Annotated in this window: 13 protein-coding genes and 2 rRNA genes (1 of these 15 cut by a window edge); 2 read left to right on the top strand and 13 right to left on the bottom strand. The window is 40.4% G+C overall.

The genetic code is table 11. The features are described from left to right. Positions 1-7: 7 nt before the first annotated feature. Genes B1A77_RS05620 through B1A77_RS05605 form a run of 4 tightly spaced genes read right to left on the bottom strand, consistent with a single transcriptional unit; the run spans position 8 to position 3,759 of the window. On the bottom strand, positions 8-955 hold the full coding sequence (locus tag B1A77_RS05620; protein ID WP_077708232.1) for an ABC transporter ATP-binding protein: 948 nt from the start codon (positions 953-955) through the stop codon (positions 8-10). Beyond that, positions 955-1,935: an ABC transporter ATP-binding protein gene (locus B1A77_RS05615; RefSeq protein WP_008603495.1), complete on the bottom strand. Its 981-nt coding sequence runs from the start codon at positions 1,933-1,935 to the stop codon at positions 955-957. The genes B1A77_RS05620 and B1A77_RS05615 overlap by 1 nt, the downstream gene beginning before the upstream one ends. Beyond that, positions 1,935-2,834: an ABC transporter permease gene (locus B1A77_RS05610; RefSeq protein ID WP_008603497.1), complete on the bottom strand. Its 900-nt coding sequence runs from the start codon at positions 2,832-2,834 to the stop codon at positions 1,935-1,937. Before B1A77_RS05610 ends, B1A77_RS05615 begins: the two co-directional genes overlap by 1 nt. Next, a complete protein-coding gene (locus B1A77_RS05605; protein WP_004695374.1) occupies positions 2,827-3,759 on the bottom strand; it encodes an ABC transporter permease in 933 nt (310 codons plus the stop codon). The genes B1A77_RS05610 and B1A77_RS05605 overlap by 8 nt, the downstream gene beginning before the upstream one ends. 135 nt (positions 3,760-3,894) lie before the next feature. Between B1A77_RS05605 and B1A77_RS05600 the strand changes: the two genes are divergently transcribed. Together B1A77_RS05600 and B1A77_RS05595 are read left to right on the top strand one after the other, a co-directional pair. Beyond that, positions 3,895-4,728 (top strand): pyridoxamine kinase, encoded by an 834-nt coding sequence (locus B1A77_RS05600; protein WP_077708230.1) that lies wholly within the window; start codon positions 3,895-3,897, stop codon positions 4,726-4,728. Between the two features lie 21 nt (positions 4,729-4,749). Continuing rightward, entirely contained in the window at positions 4,750-5,334 is a 585-nt protein-coding gene (locus B1A77_RS05595; RefSeq protein WP_042466700.1) for a DUF805 domain-containing protein, read from the top strand. A 129-nt stretch (positions 5,335-5,463) separates the two neighbouring features. On the opposite strand, the gene B1A77_RS05590 is transcribed toward B1A77_RS05595, so the two are convergent. From B1A77_RS05590 to B1A77_RS05550, 9 genes are all read right to left on the bottom strand, one after another. Then, positions 5,464-6,633, bottom strand: coding sequence for a hypothetical protein (locus B1A77_RS05590; RefSeq protein ID WP_004695368.1), 1,170 nt, complete (start codon positions 6,631-6,633; stop codon positions 5,464-5,466). A gap of 272 nt (positions 6,634-6,905) precedes the next feature. Beyond that, entirely contained in the window at positions 6,906-10,493 is a 3,588-nt protein-coding gene (cydD, locus tag B1A77_RS05585; protein ID WP_077708228.1) for a thiol reductant ABC exporter subunit CydD, read from the bottom strand. Positions 10,494-10,693: 200 nt separating this feature from the next. Next, on the bottom strand, positions 10,694-11,713 hold the full coding sequence (gene cydB, locus B1A77_RS05580; protein WP_077708227.1) for a cytochrome d ubiquinol oxidase subunit II: 1,020 nt from the start codon (positions 11,711-11,713) through the stop codon (positions 10,694-10,696). Further along, entirely contained in the window at positions 11,704-13,092 is a 1,389-nt protein-coding gene (locus tag B1A77_RS05575) for a cytochrome ubiquinol oxidase subunit I (protein ID WP_077708226.1), read from the bottom strand. The genes cydB and B1A77_RS05575 overlap by 10 nt, the downstream gene beginning before the upstream one ends. Before the next feature lie 84 nt (positions 13,093-13,176). After that, on the bottom strand, positions 13,177-13,608 hold the full coding sequence (locus B1A77_RS05570; RefSeq protein WP_021147851.1) for an RrF2 family transcriptional regulator: 432 nt from the start codon (positions 13,606-13,608) through the stop codon (positions 13,177-13,179). Between the two features lie 225 nt (positions 13,609-13,833). Next, positions 13,834-14,328, bottom strand: a complete 495-nt coding sequence (locus B1A77_RS05565; protein WP_077708224.1) for a MogA/MoaB family molybdenum cofactor biosynthesis protein — start codon at positions 14,326-14,328, stop codon at positions 13,834-13,836. Positions 14,329-14,336: 8 nt separating this feature from the next. After that, the gene (locus tag B1A77_RS05560; protein ID WP_077708222.1) at positions 14,337-15,197 is read right to left on the bottom strand and encodes a polysaccharide deacetylase family protein; all 861 of its coding nucleotides are present in this window, start codon (positions 15,195-15,197) and stop codon (positions 14,337-14,339) included. Between the two features lie 639 nt (positions 15,198-15,836). After that, positions 15,837-15,953, bottom strand: a 5S ribosomal RNA gene (rrf, locus tag B1A77_RS05555). A 222-nt stretch (positions 15,954-16,175) separates the two neighbouring features. Then, positions 16,176-17,923: ribosomal RNA gene (locus tag B1A77_RS05550) — 23S ribosomal RNA — on the bottom strand (it continues 1,187 nt past the right edge of the window).

The following is a 17,923-nucleotide window of genomic DNA, read 5'->3' as shown; positions in this document are numbered from 1 at the left end:
TCTCCCATTATATGTGCCAGCATGCAATGCGGCGATCAGCCCAGTCTCGAAGTGGTGGACGTTCTGTAAAACAACGACCTTCCGCTTCTGGACATCGACCACTAAACAAACAGCCTTTTGGCGGTTCTAGTGGATTAGGTGGATCCCCTTTAAGAGGTGCCCCAATTGGTGCATGTGGCATAACTGGACCATTTAGAGCCGTCAATGCACGGGTATATGGATGTTGTGGAAATTCATATAAGTCCAATGCAGGACCTTCTTCCATAACAGCACCTAAATACATAACAACCATGCGATGACTAATGTAGCGCACCATATTTAAATCATGAGAAATAAAGAGGTACGAAATACCATGTTGTTCTTGTAACCGTTCTAGTAATGTCATAATTTGCACTTGGATAGATACATCTAACGCAGAAATCGGCTCATCACAGATGATACATTGAGGCTCCATAATAAGAGCCCGTGCAATGCCGATACGTTGACGTTGCCCACCAGATAGTTCATGAGCATAACGCTCACCAAATGACATATTTAAGCCAACTTGGTCAAGCACCTCTTTTACACGAATCACGCGATCTCGAGGTGTATACTTTGGATCCAGTTCTAAAGGCTCCTCTAAAATCGCATTAACCGTAAGCCGCGGATTAAGGGATGCATAAGGATTTTGAAATACCATTTGCATCACCGGGTGAACAGACTCTCTATCCACATAAGGGTTGATATGTCGACCATTCATATAAATAGAACCAGATGTAGCTTGATATAAACCCATCAAAGTGTAACCAAATGTAGATTTACCACATCCAGATTCACCTACGATACCTAGGGTTTCCCCTGGTGATTGATATAGACTCACGCCTTGTACGGCATGTACCGTTTGTTTTGGCTTAAATAAGCCGCCTGACAGGGTGAACTCTTTAACGAGATTGTCAGTCTCCCATACGTAACTCATTAAAGTCCCTCCAACTTAGCTAACCAACATGTAAACTGGTGACTTTCACCAACATTTGTAACCATCGGAACCCGACTACCACAGATTCGCATAGCCCATTTACAACGAGGATTAAATGCGCATCCACGAGGTAAATCAAATAGATCAGGTGGTTGACCTTCAACAGCCTTCAATTCGCCGTGCCATTTACCTTGAGGCAATGCAAGCAACAGCCCCAAAGTATATGGATGACGAGGCTCGCTAAAAATACCATCTACTGTAGCAGACTCAACACATTTACCTGCGTACATAACCATAACCCGATCACAAATTTGAGCAATAACACGTAGGTTATGAGAGATAAAGATAATCCCTATGCCAGCCTCTACGGCTAATGTTTGCATAAGGCGCAAAATTTGTGCCTCTGTAGTAATATCAAGAGCTGTTGTGGGCTCATCACAAATTAAAATCTTGGGACGACCGGCCACTGCCATAGCAATACATACGCGTTGGCGCATTCCACCGCTCAACTCATGAGGATATTGAGATAACCGGCGTTCCGGTGTAGACAGCCCCATCTTCTTCAATAAATCGATGGCAATGGCCCTTTCATCGTAATCTTCACCATACGCATTTGTACGACGGATAACCTCATACATTTGCTCTCCAATGGTCATGATAGGATTCAAGGAGGTCATAGGATCTTGGAACACCATGGCAACCGTCGTACCACGAAGTTCATTCCAATCATCTTCAGTAAATCCTAAACAATCATGACCATCAATCATGAATGTATCCGCTTTAATTTTAGTTTTACCATATGGCAATAAGCCCATTAAAGAGTTAACTAAAACGGATTTACCACACCCAGATTCCCCGACTATACCTAAAATCTCACCAGGGTATAAAGAAATATCTTGATTGCGAATAACTCGCAACGGACCTTGGAAGGTATTGATGGTAATAGATACATTACGTACATCAACAATAGCATTATTCATTATCTATCTCCTTCCTTAGGGTCTAATACATTACGTAAACCGTCGCCAAAAAATGCGAAACCAAGCATGGTAATACTAATAGCAACAGCTGGGAAAATCAATTGGAACGGATAAGAGCGCATGCTACTAATACCTTCAGAAGCTAGTACGCCCCAGCTCGCCATAGGTGCATTTACACCTAAGCCGATAAAACTAAGAAATGCTTCTGTAAAAATAGCCTCAGGAATGGCCAATGTTAAAGTAATAATGATCGGTCCTACACAGTTTGGTAAAATATGACGTAATAAAATTCGACGCTTAGGAATACCCATAGCTTCTGCTGCAATGATGTATTCTTCGTTTTTAACTTTCAAAATTTGGCTGCGTACGATACGGGCCATATTAAGCCAATACGCAATCCCCAACGCTACAAAAATAGAGATTAGCCCAGGTCCAAGTACAACCATCAATAAGATTACGTATAGTAAAAGTGGAATACCATACAAAACATCTACGATCCCCATCATGATACGGTCTACCTTGCCACCTATATAACCCGCAATGCCGCCATAGGCAACGCCAATCACAAGATTAATAAAAGCTGCTACAAAACCAATGGTTAAGGAAATACGAGCGCCGTACATAACACGTGTATAGATATCACGGCCCAATGTATCCGTACCAAACCAATGGCTAAAGCTTGGACTTTGGTTCGCATCAATTAAGGATTGGTCCGCATAGGTATAAGGTGAAATAAGTGGACCTAGAATAGCAAGCACCATCATCACAATAATGATGGTTGCACCAACTACAGCTAAACGATTTACCTTAAATCGTTCCCATTTACTAGGACGTTTTATAAAGCTAGTAATCTCTTCTTGAGGGGCTCGTTCAATAGGTAAAAAGTCTTCCTTATTCATCTGTCCCCTCCTCCGTTGTAACTCGTGGATCGATTAATGGATAAATCATGTCCACCAAAATATTAAGAAATACTACAAGCGCACTATAGAAAATCGTAATACCAAGAATAACCGTATAGTCTCGGTTATAAATAGATGTTACAAAATACTGACCTAGACCAGGAATCGCAAAAATTGTTTCTACGATAAAGCTGCCTGTTAACAAACTAGCTGCCAATGGACCTAAGTACGTAATAACTGGCAAAATTGCATTGCCAAGGGCATGACGTGTCAAAATGGTCCAAGAACCTAGACCTTTTGCGCGAGCTGTACGAATGTATTCTTGTTGATACACGTCAAGTAAACCACTGCGCGTTAAACGAGCAATAAATGCCATCGGTTGCGCTGCTAATGTCAACACAGGTAACACCATGTAAGAGGGGCCACGCCATAAGGCTACCGGGAACCATCCCAATTCAAAGCCTACTATGTACACAAGAACAGCACCGATAATAAATGTTGGTACCGAAATCCCTATTGTAGATAATACAGTTACCGCATAATCTACAATGCTATTAGGTCTCATGGCACTAATCGCACCAGCTGTAATACCACCAACTATAGCTACCATTAAAGATAATAAACCAAGCTGTGCGGAAATTGGGAATGCATCACCAATTATATCGTTTACACTACGGCCTTCATATTTAAATGATGGGCCCAAGTCACCTGTAATGACGCCACCTAAATAATCTCCATACTGTTTCCATACAGGATCATCGAGATGATATTTAGCCTCGATACTTGCTTTCACCTGAGGCGGTAATTTCTTTTCTGTTGTAAAAGGCCCACCAGGTATCGCATGCATTAATGCAAATGTTACGGTAATGATGACCCATAAGATTATGATTGCGCCACCTAGGCGTCGAAATACATACCTCGTCATTGTCACTTTCCTCCATAAAAAGTCTATTCGTTTTATTATACTACATTATGAAGTTAATTTCATGATTAACATCATTACATTTACAGAAAGGCTCACATAACGTACAATAAAATATATGATTATTTGGAGGTGTCTATGATAGCAGTACCTAGAGTTTTAACAATTCAAGACATGAGCTCTATCGGACGCTGTGCCCTTACCGTTATGATTCCTATCATCAGTGCCATGCGCTGTCAGGCGGTTCCTTTGGCGACAGCGGTACTAAGCAATCACTTAGAGTATCCACACTATGAATTCGTTGATTTATCTGCTCATATGAGAGATTTTATGGACTGCTGGGATAAAAACGAAATTGACTTTCACGCTATCGTAAGTGGATTCTTGGCATCACCAGAACAAATTCACCTCGTTGAAGAAGCAATCGATCGATTTGCCTCTAATGGTCAGATGGTTATCGTCGATCCCGCAATGGCCGATGATGGTCGCCTCTATTCCATTTATACTCCTGATATGGTTGTAGCTATGCGCCAACTTGTATCTAAGGCCCACATCGTAAAGCCAAACTATACTGAGGCATGCTTCTTATTAGATATTCCATTCTCAACAAATCCTATTAGCGAAGATGAATTACGTGAGCGATGTAAACAATTACATCACATGGGCCCTGAAATGGTTATCATGACCAGCGTCCCATCGAAAACACATGCTGTTATTGCGGTCTATGATGGACCTACAGACTTTTTAAAAACATACTCTATACCTCTGGTTCCTGTAAAAGCTACAGGGACAGGAGATATTTTTACTGCTGTATTATCTGGTGCTGTAATGAAGGGATATTCTCCTTATGATGCGGCAGAACTGGCAATGAATTTTACTACCAACGCGATTCAAGCAACGTTAGATACAGTACAATCGCTAAAACATGGAGTCGCATTTGAGTTAGTTTTGCCAGAATTAACTCAACTATAAGCTATAAATAAAGGGGAACTTATGGATTTACTTTATGTTGTATTAAGAACACTGCTCATATGTACCATCGGTTTACTCATTGCATTCCAAGGACGTCGCATGGGTTTATCGATTTTTAACTTAACAGGACGGTTAAATCGACTACAATTTATCATATGCTTCATCGCTTTAATGATTTTATTTCATATTGTCCACTACATCGATAACATATTCTTGGACTTTGTTGTATCACTACCAGCATATTGGTTGACTAGGGTCATTATTTGGCTCTTACTGGCAACCCTCTTTCCTTTATCTTGTGTCTTATTTGGCCGTCGTATTCACGACATCGGCTTCAATGCATGGGCAGGAATCCTCTGGTCTGTAATCATGATTTTCATCAATACCTACTCTGCCGTATCTCCATTCAATTACATGCTAGAGCTTTTTATATGGCTCATCGGCTTCCTATTCTGGGTATTACCAGGACAACCTGAGCCTAATCAATATGGTAACCCTCCATTTATGAATGTAAATCGGACAGTTTATGAACCAATACAGCCACCTATATCTAACAAAAAACAAGAAGGTCGAAAAACAGTTCGTAAGCGACGCAAAAAGCGATAATTAAAAATTAACACCCTACAATAAAAAACGTATCTCTATAAGTAATATATACCTTCTTTACTGGACAACCAGTAAAGAGAGTACATATCAAAGAGATACGTTTTTATTATGTCTTCTGTTTGTACAACATTAGTTCATTAACAACATCAACTCAATCAAGGTACAACCTATATATGCAATAATAAACTTAACCTTTTGTTTACGCGCTCTATCATCATCTGCAATTTTAAGTCGATTTGCAAGGAATCGTTTATCGCGAATTTGCAACAAAAGGTGTTTAATTCGCTCTTGGCTTTCATTAGCAGTATACTCATCACAATCAGCTGTCAATGTAGCTTGTTGCATGAAGATGCGTCGGTGTAGTTTACGCATTTGAATTTTAATATTGTTATGTACAAATGCACTTTGCCACTGTTTGCGAGAATCAAAATACATGTACAAATACCGAGGAATATTCATAACCAAGAAGGAAATGATAAAAATCCCTAAGGAAATTAAAAAGTACGTAGAGAATGAAAATTCCAATGTTTCTGTCGGTAAGTAGTGATGCAAGATAATAAATGTAATCCATACACCTATTGGCAATAAAAGGACTGCTGCAATATCGATAGAACGAAGCCAGCTAGTACGAGTTGGCACATCAGGTACTGTAAAAGTATCTACAGGATCATGGAATGCATAGTAATCCAACTGTAACACAGATTGACTGGTCCGCGGGTTACCCAAGAGAACAGGTCCATTACTACCAATATGGCGCTCAGGCATGGGTATGAATTTCTTCACTTGTGTATTAGGTAATAAGTCAAACTGAATTATACCTTTCTTCTCAAAGCGTACAGTAGATCCTTTTTCACCTAATGCAATAGGGTTAAAGAAAATACCGAAGAGACTTAGACACCAGTTTCCCAACAAGTGTAAAATAGAGTTCAAAATAAACCCACCTGTATCTATATTATTTGTATCTAAACGAATGGCAAAGGATGATGAATAATCATCGAACCATAAATCCTCTAAGGTGAATTCCACATTAATCACATTCCCCCATTTTGTAATAATGGATAGGAATATTTGATTGTTTGGTTCAAATTCAAATGTTACAGCATAAAAGAACCAATGATTACGAAGAGCGGCACGCAACATGCGATTAACCATATCTTCTTCTATATATAATAAGCGATGGTCAAACAAATCTTGTTCTAAAGGTGCTTTTTCTAATACGGGCGCCTTATCCACCACCGCATCTCGATCAGATAATGCTTCATCCACCAAAGCTCGTAATTTGGTGAAGATTTTAGTCATAACCCCTCCAAGGGTGAAATAATAGCTCTTAACACAAAAATTATACCATATATTGCATGATTTATCGATAAAAGTATACTACATATACTATTAAATATAAATATAATTAAAGCCCCTTTTTGCATAGTAAAAGGGGCCTTATTAATGTAGTTAAACATTAGTCGTATTATAATTTAATATTCATAATAGATCTTAAATTGCAACGTAATATTAAACATTGTCCAAATCTATAATTAAGCATTAATAATAGATACTTTAAATGATATTTAGTTTTATTGAATACTTGCCATGGATAAATAACAATATTCATAGAAACGACCTTTAAGCGCCATTAGCTCTTCATACGTTCCATCTTCAACAATTTGCCCTTTATCCATAAATAAAATCCGGTCCATTTGTTCTAAACCTTCCAATTGATGCGTAATATATAGACATGTCCTACCCTCTACATAATGCATCAAGTCACGATGTAAGGCTTTTCTTGTGACTTGATCTAAGCCCTCTAAAGGTTCATCTAATAAAACGATTTTAGGATTGCGCAAGAACAATCTAGCTAATGCAACTCTTTGACGTTCACCACCACTCAAACCTTGCCCTCCACTCCCTACAATCGTATTCATACCTTCTGGTAATTTTTCAACTACCGATCGCAATGATGCACGATTAATGGCTAGCTCTAAATCCTCCATAGAAGCTTCAGGTCTTGCAAGTAGTATATTATCCTTAAAGGAAGCATTAAAAATATACGTATCTTGAGTTATAGTCCCCAATGCATTACGCCAAGTATCAATTGAAATATCCTTCAACTCCACCGAGCCTATACGAATGGATCCACCATAATCATATAACCTCTCAAGCATATTAAACAATGTCGTCTTTCCAGACCCACTAGCACCTACGATAGCAATGGATTCCCCTTGTTGAATATGTAGTCTGAGATTCTCATAAATATGGCGATATTCATCATAACCAAAGGATACATCTGTAAAAATAATATCCTCATTAGGATTAAATGATTTTGGTGATATAGGTTCTACAATAGATATCGGTTCATTACTGAGAGCCATGAGACGACTTGTGGCAACTTTACTTTCTGCACCATGATGAACAGCAGCAATCATAGGTTGTAACGCTTCAAACCAAGCCTGTGTGCCAATGGCAGCCACCGCTACCATAACACTAGCCCAAGCGCCTGTTAACACATTAGAAGCCATAATAGCTACAATAACTACAGTTAACTGAACGCCGCCTATGAATAGTGTATTACCCATATTCATGCCCCGCTCAATAGTACCTTTTTGAGCATCTACATTGCGCATCATATGCTGAATACGCTTATATACCATGTCTTCGTTACCATAACTAATCACATCTTCCAGACTATCCATAGTATCACTTAAAAGCGCTTTATAATCGCCTTGTTGAGGCCCAATCGTACGTAAAGATTCTTTATTATACAAATAAACAACCAAAGGTACTATTACACCTAAAACAAAGGCCGACAAAAGAATAGGTATAATCAAACTATTGTCAATTGTAGAAACTCCATATGCAATCAATATAGTCAAGGCAACGGCTGCTACGGGTGGGATCAAAGTGCGCAAGTAGAAGAATTGTAATACCTCTATATCCCCCATGATGCGTCCCAACATATCACCCGCCCCAAACCGTTTGAGTATAGCAGGTGCCAATGGTTCCAAATGAGCATAAAACCACAAGCGCAAGCCATAGAGTCCTTGGAATGCCATGCGATGAGATGTATAGCGCTCAAAATAACGACATACAGCACGACTAACACCGAAGAATCGAACTCCTACGATTGCAAGACTTAAATAAGTGAGCCCTGGTTGCAATGCGGCAGATGCCAATAGCCAAGAGGATACTGTTAAAAGCCCAACATTCATGAACACTGTTAAGAACGTAAATAGCAAAGCTAATACTAATGACCACTTAGCGGGATTTAATACAGAAAACAACAACTTCCAACCTTGTATGCCCATATTAGAACCTTTTGCATTATCTTTAAAAGTCTCAGTATATTTAACAGATTTAACAAAATGCTCTATGCCATTGATAGGTGTATCTATGCCCAATGTATTCTCTGAACCAAATTGTTTTCCAATATACAACGGTTCTTCAAGAGTTGCTGAAAATTGACCTAAGCCAGATGTAACAAGTTCTTTAAAATAACCATCTTCTTGAAGTAGGTCATGATAAGAACCTTCTTGAATAATTAATCCATTTTTCAAGACATATAGCTTAGATGCCCAATGCATAGTTTGTAAGCGATGTCCAATAATGATAACAATCTTATTTTTCATCAAACGTTGGATAGCTGCACTTATAATGGATTCTGTTTTTACATCTAGATGTGCTGTCACTTCATCAAGAATCAATACTTGACCCTTCCGGAGAAATGCACGAGCTAAAGCAATACGTTGCCGCTCGCCGCCACTAAGACCTAATCCACCTTCACCGATAACCGCATCAAGCCCATCTTGTTCTCGATTAATAACATCTAATAGCTGAACTTCTTTGCAAGCATCAAGAATCTCTGCATCACTTACATCCATACCAAAGGATAAAACCTCTCGCAAGGACCCTTTCATAATATGTGGATGTTGAGATACATAGATAATTTGCTGACGCCACCAGTTGATATCTAAATCACATATATCAATGCCATCGATAGTGACTGTTCCTTTCGGAGCCTGTAAAAAACCTCCAACAATATGGGCCATAGTAGATTTACCAGCTCCGCTTTCACCAACGAGCATAATAGGTGCATTACGTTCAGCCTGCAGCGTAATATGGTGTACCCCATTCTCACTATTTTTATAGGTGAAAGTTAAATCTTTAATTACAATTTCCTGTATAGGCTTATCAAGTTTAGACTCACCACCTACTGGTAAAGAAGGTGGACGCTGCATGAATTCTTCATACTTCAGAATAGATGTTTTTCCTGCCATCCCTGTGTGGAAAGCTGCCCCCAATTGTCTAAATGGAGTATAGAACTCCGGCGCTAACAACAAAATAAAGAAGGCTGAAAAGAATGTGACTTCACCATCTAATAAGGTTAAACCTAAATATACCGCAATCAGAGCAGTACTAATTGTACTCACTAATTCAAGTACTAATGCAGATAAAAAGGCTACGCGCAACACGCGTAAAGTGGAATCTTTAAACTCTTGAGATAATCGACCAATAACCTTAATTTGATCCTTTGCACGACCAAAGAGCTTTAGCGTAGTAATCCCTTGTAGTACATCTAAAAAATGCCCCGATAGGAAGCTCATACGTTCCCATTGTTCCTTATTTAATCGATCAGCTTGCTTCCCAATTAAGATCATAAAAAATGGAATTAAAGGCACCGTAACAATCAAAATAATACCAATTATTGGTAATGTATTTACAATGGCAATCCCCATAATAAGAGGAATCATAATAGCATATAAAATCTGCGGAATATAACGTGCTATGTAAGCATCTACTTGTTCTAAACCATCGGTAAGCATATGGATAACATCGCCATGACGTTCCTTATGCTGTACACCGAGCTTAAACATATGCTCCAAAGAGCGTTCTCTAAAGGATGCTTTTACAGCACTCCCCAAATGATTTGCCACCGCCTCTTGAACATAATGAGCCACCAATCTCACAATAATAGCAATAAACAAATAAATAATGGTGTTCGTTTCGTCAGCTAGTGTATGCTCCAAAAATATAAGATTATTTATTAAGGTTCCAAAGAACCAGGCTTGCCCAACAATGGACAGACTTTCTACTAAACAGGTGAAGCCGAGTAGCACAAGCTGTCCTTTATGTTCTAGCAGCGCTTTAAATGCGGTACGCTGTATCATACTATCCTCTACGGTAAATCTATTTAAATATATAAACTCAAACAAATTTAAATCCCTATTACTAAGCCTACAAGAGTCCAAGTGAATCTAAATTTATCAATATTATATTCATCTTACCATAAAAAAGAGGCGTGCCGCTACGGCACGCCTCACATTAAGACCTAATTTTTACAACTTACATAAGTTGTAAAGCTATGCGATTAATAATGTAAATCTTTTTCTGTTACACGATGACGGAATGTCCAATATACCCAAGATTGGTAAACCAAAATAATTGGCACAAATACGAAGGCTACACAAGTCATCAAAGTCAACGTATAAGTAGAGTTAGCTGCATTAGTAATAGTCAAGCTCCACTCAGGATTCAAAGAAGAAACCATGATGCGAGGGAACAAACCTGCAAAGTATGCGGCTGTTACAGAAATAACAGATAAACAACTGAATAAGAAACCCCATTTTGTATTTCGAGTGCGTGCTGCACCCCAAGAAATGAGGAAGGACACGATAGCTAATGCAAAGCAAACTATAGCTAATACAGAATTAAATAAATCTGTATATACGTAAGTTGCGCCTACCAATGCCAATGCACCAATAGCTGTAGGAACACCTACTACCAATGATGCAGCACGAGCACGTTCAGAAATAGCACCAGCTGTTTTAATAGAAGTAAATAAGCCACCATGGTATGTAAATACCAAAATGAACGCAATACCACAAAGTATAGTGTATGGACTTAATAAATCAGAAAAAGTACCAACATATGTCATACTTGCATCAATTGGAGTACCTTGAATCAAGTTACCTACTGTAACACCCCACAATAGTGCAGGAATCAAGGAACCAAAGAAGATGCAGTAGTCGAATGTTTTACGCCATAACAAATTAGGGCTCTTAGAACGGAATTCAAAGGATACACCACGAATAATAAGAGCTGCAAGCATCAAGAATAGAGCCAAGTAGAATCCACTAAATAATGTAGCATACACGTGAGGGAAGGATGCGAATAATGCCCCTCCGGCAGTAATCATCCAAACTTCATTACCATCCCACACAGGACCTAAGGCATTGATCATTTGTCGACGTTCAACGTCAGTTTTACCAATGAATGGTAACAAAATACCAGTACCATAGTCAAAACCTTCTAATAAGAAGAAGCCAGCGAATAGTACAGTAATTAAGATAAACCATACCACTTCAAGGTTATTAAAAATTAATTCCATAATCTTGCCTCCTCTTTTTCAACTACATCATGAGATGGATTTCCATCTGGACCTTTTTTAATGTGTTCTACAGCAAGGTAGATAGCCGCGATAGCAGCCACGATATACACAAGTGTAAAGCCGATGATTGTAGTCATAATTTCTGGAGCCGTTACGGATTTAGACGCACCATCTGCAGTCAATTGCAAACCATATACAAGCCATGGTTGACGACCTGCTTCCGCTACAAACCAACCAGTGGAGTGAGCGATGAATGGCAATGGCAACATCCAGAACATAATTTTTAAGAATGTACGATTTTCAACAAGCTTGTCTTTTGCATTTAGGATAAGCCCTACAAAGGCAACAAGTAACATAAGAGAACCGGATGCTACCATGACACGGAATGTCCAGAAGATTGCTGGAACATCTGGAATATAGTTGCCAGGGCCATATTGAGCCTCTGATTTTGCTTGAAGGTCTTTGATACCTTCTACCTTACCAGACGTAAAGGAGTTTTGAGTCAAGAAGGATAAACCACCAGGAATTTCAAGAGCACCTGTATTCTTTTGTGCTTTAGTATCAATATTAGCTACCAAAGAGAATGGCGCTGGATCTTGTGTTTCCCACAACGCTTCCATAGCTGCCATTTTCATAGGTTGTACTTTTGTGATGTATTGACCTTGATGATGACCAGCTAATGCACCTAAAGTACCAAATACAAGGGCAATAACCATGCCCCATTTAGCGGAGCGACGGTAGAACTCTGTCGCATTATTACGCAATAAGTGCCATGCACTGATTGCCATAATAATTACACCAGCTGTTAATAAACCATTTAATACGATATGGAAAAATTGTCCAGGTACATAGCCATTTTGAACGATGGTCAGGAAATTTTCCATCTCTGCACGGCCATTGCGTAATACAAAGCCTACAGGATGTTGCATAAAGGAGTTTGCTACGAGAATCCAGAACGCAGATAAGTTAGTACCTAACGCTACAAATGTAGCTACAAGGGCGTGAACACATTTATGTAAGCGGTCCCAACCGAAAATCCAAACGCCCATGAATGTAGATTCCAAGAAAAATGCCATTAATGCTTCAAGGGCCAATGGGGCACCAAAAATGTCACCCATAAAACGAGAATATTCTGCCCAGTTCATACCGAAATGGAATTCCTGAACAATACCAGTCACCACACCCATGGCAAAGTTAATTAGGAACAATTTACCCCAGAACTTAGCCATTTTTTTGTATACTTCTTTACCAGTCGACACATAGGTCCACTCTAAAGCAGCAACAGTCACTGTCATACCTAGTGTGAACGGCACAAATAACCAGTGATAGATAGATGTTAGCGCGAATTGCAATCGGGCTAAATCTACAGCTTCAAACATGTGTTTTCCTCCTTAGAATAAAATACTAACATCACTTGACGAGCTTTTACAAAAAACCTTGCATCATTGCGACTGTAAAAAAGCTCAAGCCTCAGCAATAATCAACTGTTCTCGTTGGGCAAGGGTCTTAAAATTAACCGCTTCCAACTGATTGACCAATTGATGCTGAATCACGCCCATTGCTTCATTTATAGCGCAATGCCCCTTACAAGACTTAGAGCAAGAACCTACATCATATAAACAACGTTGTAAATACGCATCCCCTTCTACTGCTCTAATCACATCGAGCAACGATATCTCTTGAGGGCTTCGATTCAGGGCAAATCCGCCATCTACACCGCGAAAGGATTTCATAATCCCTGCTGCAATGAGACTACGCATAATCTTAAGCAAAAAGCGTTCTGGAATCAACTCTTGCTCAGCCAATACAGCACCAGTTATCTTCGAACCCGAAGGTAATAGCGCCATATGTAAGACCATGCGAAATGCATAATCCGTGGCCTGATTTAACTTCATAAAGTCTCCTTTCTCATGCACTCGGACGAACGTATTACTAAATCTAGTATAAATGAAATAAAACAATACTGCAATGGTATTGTTTTATTTATAACGAAAAAATTCACTTAGTTCTCATGCACATGCTTTATGTCCCCAATGACGGATTTAATCTCCACAAAATGCTTATTATAATCGCACTTTCAAAAAAGACTGCTTCACAAAAGAGCAGTCTCAATATATGTATTATTTTGTAATTTCTCGCACCAAATGCCCCATTTCAGGAATGATGAGTTTGCTCATCGCCAAGATAACAGCTCCTACAGACCCAGGAATGGAGAACATTAAAGTATTGTTATTAACACCGGCTTCTGCACGAGATGCCATTGCTTTTGTTCCAATATCCTCCGTATAGGATAAATATCTAAAAATTTCACCAAAACCTGGAATATGCTTTTCATATAAGCTATTTACAGCCTCGATGGTAACATCTCTCATAGCAATACCAGTTCCCCCAGTAGATATAATGACATCAATAGACTCATCATTACACCATGGAGTCATAGCATTTATTATAGCCTCACAATCATCAATTACAATTTTTCGATCTGCTACAATATGATTTGCTGCTTCCAAAAATTCTTGAACTTTGTTGCCTCCTTTATCAGTTTCTAATGTACGAGTATCAGATACAGTTAATACTGCAACACGTAATGGTCTTGCTACAACTTCGTAAGACATAGTTCCTCCTAAAATAAAGGCACAATAGACGCCAATATCGTCCATCCATTATCGCGTAATGTATCACGCAATGCCCATGTATACTTAATAAGCGGTGCACAATGTAGGCGCAACCAGAAAGATAAATACGGTGTATCTCCTTGGAATACAGCTAGTCGATTTAGAGCATATAAATTATCCCCTGGCTTTACTGTTCCTGGTTGGACTGTGAAAGCCATTTTATACCCAGACTGTTTAGTAACATATTGAACGAGCATATCATTAAAACCACCAGGATACGCCAAATAATTGATAGGTTCTCCTAAGATACCTTCCATAGATGTTTTACCACCGAGAATGGCATCAGGCAATTCCGTAGGATCCATATGAGTTAGTATCTTATGATGATTTGTATGCCCTTGAATGTCAAAACCAGCAGACTCCATTTGGTGCATTTGTGCAGTGTTTACAAAACCAGGCGTATTGGCTGCGTCACTAATCATGAACAAAGTAGCTTTCATATTATATTCTTTTAATATAGGCAATGCATGTTCATAATTATCTACATAACCATCGTCAAATGTTATTACTATAGGCTTCTCTGGTAAATCCGAACCATTTTGTAAATAATCATACAACTGATTCAATGTAATCGTATTATAGCCATGATTATGGAGGTATTCCATCTGCTCCTTAAACTGATCCACATGCAATGTTAAAGCGGAGTGTTTCTCATCATTTATTTGATGGTAATTAAGTACTGGTACACCATATAACTTGTAATCTGAAGACAGGCCCCACATAACCCCAATAGAAACCGCTAAGATTGCAATACATATTGCCATACAATATAACAACTTTTTAATACAACTCTTGCCATATTTATACATATAAAATAATCACTCCCATCCACTTACATACATAATGAGAATACCATATATAAGTGATTATTATCAAGAAAAACCCTCATAAGATTAATATAAAAACTGTTGATGCAATGAATCTATCGTCGCTTAATTCTTATTACCTTTAACTTTCCCTACTTGCTTCCTCACTGTGGATTTCCCTTTACCGCTTCGCAGTTTGGTAAAGCTTACGTTTGGAAGAAAGTGATGCAGTGAATCTGTCGTCGCGTTGCTCCTCCATCTTCTACTGCCCTACTTTTACTGTCCTGCTTACCAGGTCCCCTCGGAGGATAGGAAGCTATACATAAAAAAAGGCACACCCTCAGGTGTGCCTTTAGCTTAATCAGCGGCTTCCTATCACACTCGCCCATGGCAGTTTTAAGATTATAATCAAAATTAAAATATATACCTTAAGGTCTTCGTCGAACCTGATGCAATGGACGTATGCGTCGCTGCGCTCCTTTACGCCCTATTGCCCTAGGCTTCCCACGCCGTCTCTATTGATCAATACACATAGACAATACTTCTACAACCTTGGCTGGAGGCTGCTCTAGTAGGGTTAGCTAGTCGAAGACTAGCAAAAAGAAAAAGGCCTACCTTTAGGTAGACCTTTTTCTTTTAGTCAATCAGCGGCTTCCTATCCTCCCAGGCCGTCTCCAGCCAAGTACTTTCGGCGTTTATGAGCTTAACTACTGTGTTCGAGATGGGAACAGGTGGATCCTCATAGCCATCGCCACTGAATCTGTCAGAGTTTGTACTCTGAAAACCACATAGAAGTATATATATATTTGTTGCACATTCTGCTTAATGTTTTTGTTGTATGTTGCGTCCCATACTCAAAGTACACGTCTGGAGGATTGCGTCGAAGCCTGTGGATTTCACTTCGTGAAATCTTACGTTTCGACGTAAGCGACTCCACGCAACTTGTGCGTCGCGTTGCTCCTTCAAGTTGGTTACGCTGCTTAAGTAAAGCCCTCGATCGATTAGTACCAGTCAGCTCCAAACCTCACGGCTCTTCCACACCTGGCCTATCTACCATGTCGTCTACATGGGATCTTACTAGCTTTTGCTATGAGAAACCTCATCTCAAGGCTGGTTTCACGCTTAGATGCTTTCAGCGTTTATCCGTCCCGAACGTAGCTACCCAACTGTACCCTTGGCAGGATAATTGGTACACCAGCGGTTCGTCCACTCCGGTCCTCTCGTACTAGGAGCAGCCCCCTTCAAGTTTCTTACGCCCGCGATGGATAGGGACCGAACTGTCTCACGACGTTCTGAACCCAGCTCACGTACCACTTTAATCGGCGAACAGCCGAACCCTTGGGACCTACTTCAGCCCCAGGATGTGATGAGCCGACATCGAGGTGCCAAACCTCCCCGTCGATATGGACTCTTGGGAGAGATTAGCCTGTTATCCCCAGGGTAGCTTTTATCCGTTGAGCGATGGCCCTTCCACTCGGCACCACCGGATCACTAAGCCCGACTTTCGTCCCTGCTCGACCTGTCCGTCTCGCAGTCAAGCTCCCTTCTGCCTTTACACTCTTCGAGCGATTTCCGTCCGCTCTGAGGGAACCTTTGGGCGCCTCCGTTACTCTTTTGGAGGCGACCGCCCCAGTCAAACTGCCCGCCTAAGACTGTCCGGCCGGTCGTTACTCGGCCCGTTAGAAATCAATTAATGAAAGGGTGGTATCCCAACAGCGACTCCCCTAAAACTAGCGTCCTAGGTTCTACGTCTCCCACCTATCCTGTACATTCATTAACTAAGTTCAATCTTAGGTTGCAGTAAAGCTCCATGGGGTCTTTCTGTCCAGTCGCGGGTAACCTGCATCTTCACAGGTACTTCAATTTCACCGGGTCCCTCGTTGAGACAGTGCGCAAGTCGTTACACCTTTCGTGCGGGTCGGAACTTACCCGACAAGGAATTTCGCTACCTTAGGACCGTTATAGTTACGGCCGCCGTTTACTGGGGCTTCAATTCAGAGCTTCGACCGAAGTCTAACCCCTCCTCTTAACCTTCCAGCACCGGGCAGGTGTCAGCACCTATACATCAGCTTTCGCTTTAGCAGGCACCTGTGTTTGTGGTAAACAGTCGCTTGCGCCTCTCTTGTGCCACTCATTCATGCTCCAAGCGCTTCTGCTCTTCACACTACATGAGTCCTCCTTTTCCCGAAGTTACGGAGGCATTTTGCCGAGTTCCTTAACGAGGGTTTTCCCGCGCACCTTAGGATTCTCTCCCCGCCTACCTGTGTCGGTTTTGGTACGGGCGATGTGTCTCTACCTAGAAGCTTTTCTCGACAGTGTAGGATCAATCACTTCGCGACTATTGCTAGTCGCTCGTCATCACATCTCAGCTTTTAGAGCTACGGATTTGCCTATAGCTCAACCTACCTGCTTAAACACGCTCTTCCAATCGCGTGCTGACCTACCTTACTGTGTCACTCCATCGATCAAACGATTCACACCGGTACAGGAATTTCAACCTGTTGTCCATCGCCTACGCTTTTCCGCCTCGGCTTAGGTCCCGACTTACCCTGAGACGACGATCGTTGCTCAGGAACCCTTAGGCTTTCGGTGGAATGGATTCTCACCATTCTTTTCGCTACTCATACCGACATTCTCACTTCTCATCAGTCCACAACTCCTTACGGTACTGCTTCAGCCCGATGAGAACGCTCCCCTACCCATATACATTGCTGCATATGACACGACTT

The sequence above is a fragment of the Veillonella parvula genome, from assembly GCF_002005185.1.
Classification (GTDB): domain Bacteria; phylum Bacillota; class Negativicutes; order Veillonellales; family Veillonellaceae; genus Veillonella; species Veillonella parvula_M.
This window is presented reverse-complemented; position numbering and strand designations above follow the sequence as displayed.

What these genes read in the sequence shown, in the direction of transcription:
- B1A77_RS05560 (WP_077708222.1), bottom strand. Translation starts at nt 15,197, where the DNA reads ATGTATAAATATGGCAAGAGTTGTATTAAAAAGTTGTTATATTGTATG.
- B1A77_RS05595 (WP_042466700.1), top strand. Translation starts at nt 4,750, where the DNA reads ATGGATTTACTTTATGTTGTATTAAGAACACTGCTCATATGTACCATC.
- B1A77_RS05600 (WP_077708230.1), top strand. Translation starts at nt 3,895, where the DNA reads ATGATAGCAGTACCTAGAGTTTTAACAATTCAAGACATGAGCTCTATC.
- cydB (WP_077708227.1), bottom strand. Translation starts at nt 11,713, where the DNA reads ATGGAATTAATTTTTAATAACCTTGAAGTGGTATGGTTTATCTTAATT.
- B1A77_RS05565 (WP_077708224.1), bottom strand. Translation starts at nt 14,328, where the DNA reads ATGTCTTACGAAGTTGTAGCAAGACCATTACGTGTTGCAGTATTAACT.
- B1A77_RS05610 (WP_008603497.1), bottom strand. Translation starts at nt 2,834, where the DNA reads ATGAATAAGGAAGACTTTTTACCTATTGAACGAGCCCCTCAAGAAGAG.
- B1A77_RS05575 (WP_077708226.1), bottom strand. Translation starts at nt 13,092, where the DNA reads ATGTTTGAAGCTGTAGATTTAGCCCGATTGCAATTCGCGCTAACATCT.
- B1A77_RS05605 (WP_004695374.1), bottom strand. Translation starts at nt 3,759, where the DNA reads ATGACGAGGTATGTATTTCGACGCCTAGGTGGCGCAATCATAATCTTA.
- B1A77_RS05620 (WP_077708232.1), bottom strand. Translation starts at nt 955, where the DNA reads ATGAGTTACGTATGGGAGACTGACAATCTCGTTAAAGAGTTCACCCTG.
- cydD (WP_077708228.1), bottom strand. Translation starts at nt 10,493, where the DNA reads ATGATACAGCGTACCGCATTTAAAGCGCTGCTAGAACATAAAGGACAG.
- B1A77_RS05570 (WP_021147851.1), bottom strand. Translation starts at nt 13,608, where the DNA reads ATGAAGTTAAATCAGGCCACGGATTATGCATTTCGCATGGTCTTACAT.
- B1A77_RS05615 (WP_008603495.1), bottom strand. Translation starts at nt 1,935, where the DNA reads ATGAATAATGCTATTGTTGATGTACGTAATGTATCTATTACCATCAAT.
- B1A77_RS05590 (WP_004695368.1), bottom strand. Translation starts at nt 6,633, where the DNA reads ATGACTAAAATCTTCACCAAATTACGAGCTTTGGTGGATGAAGCATTA.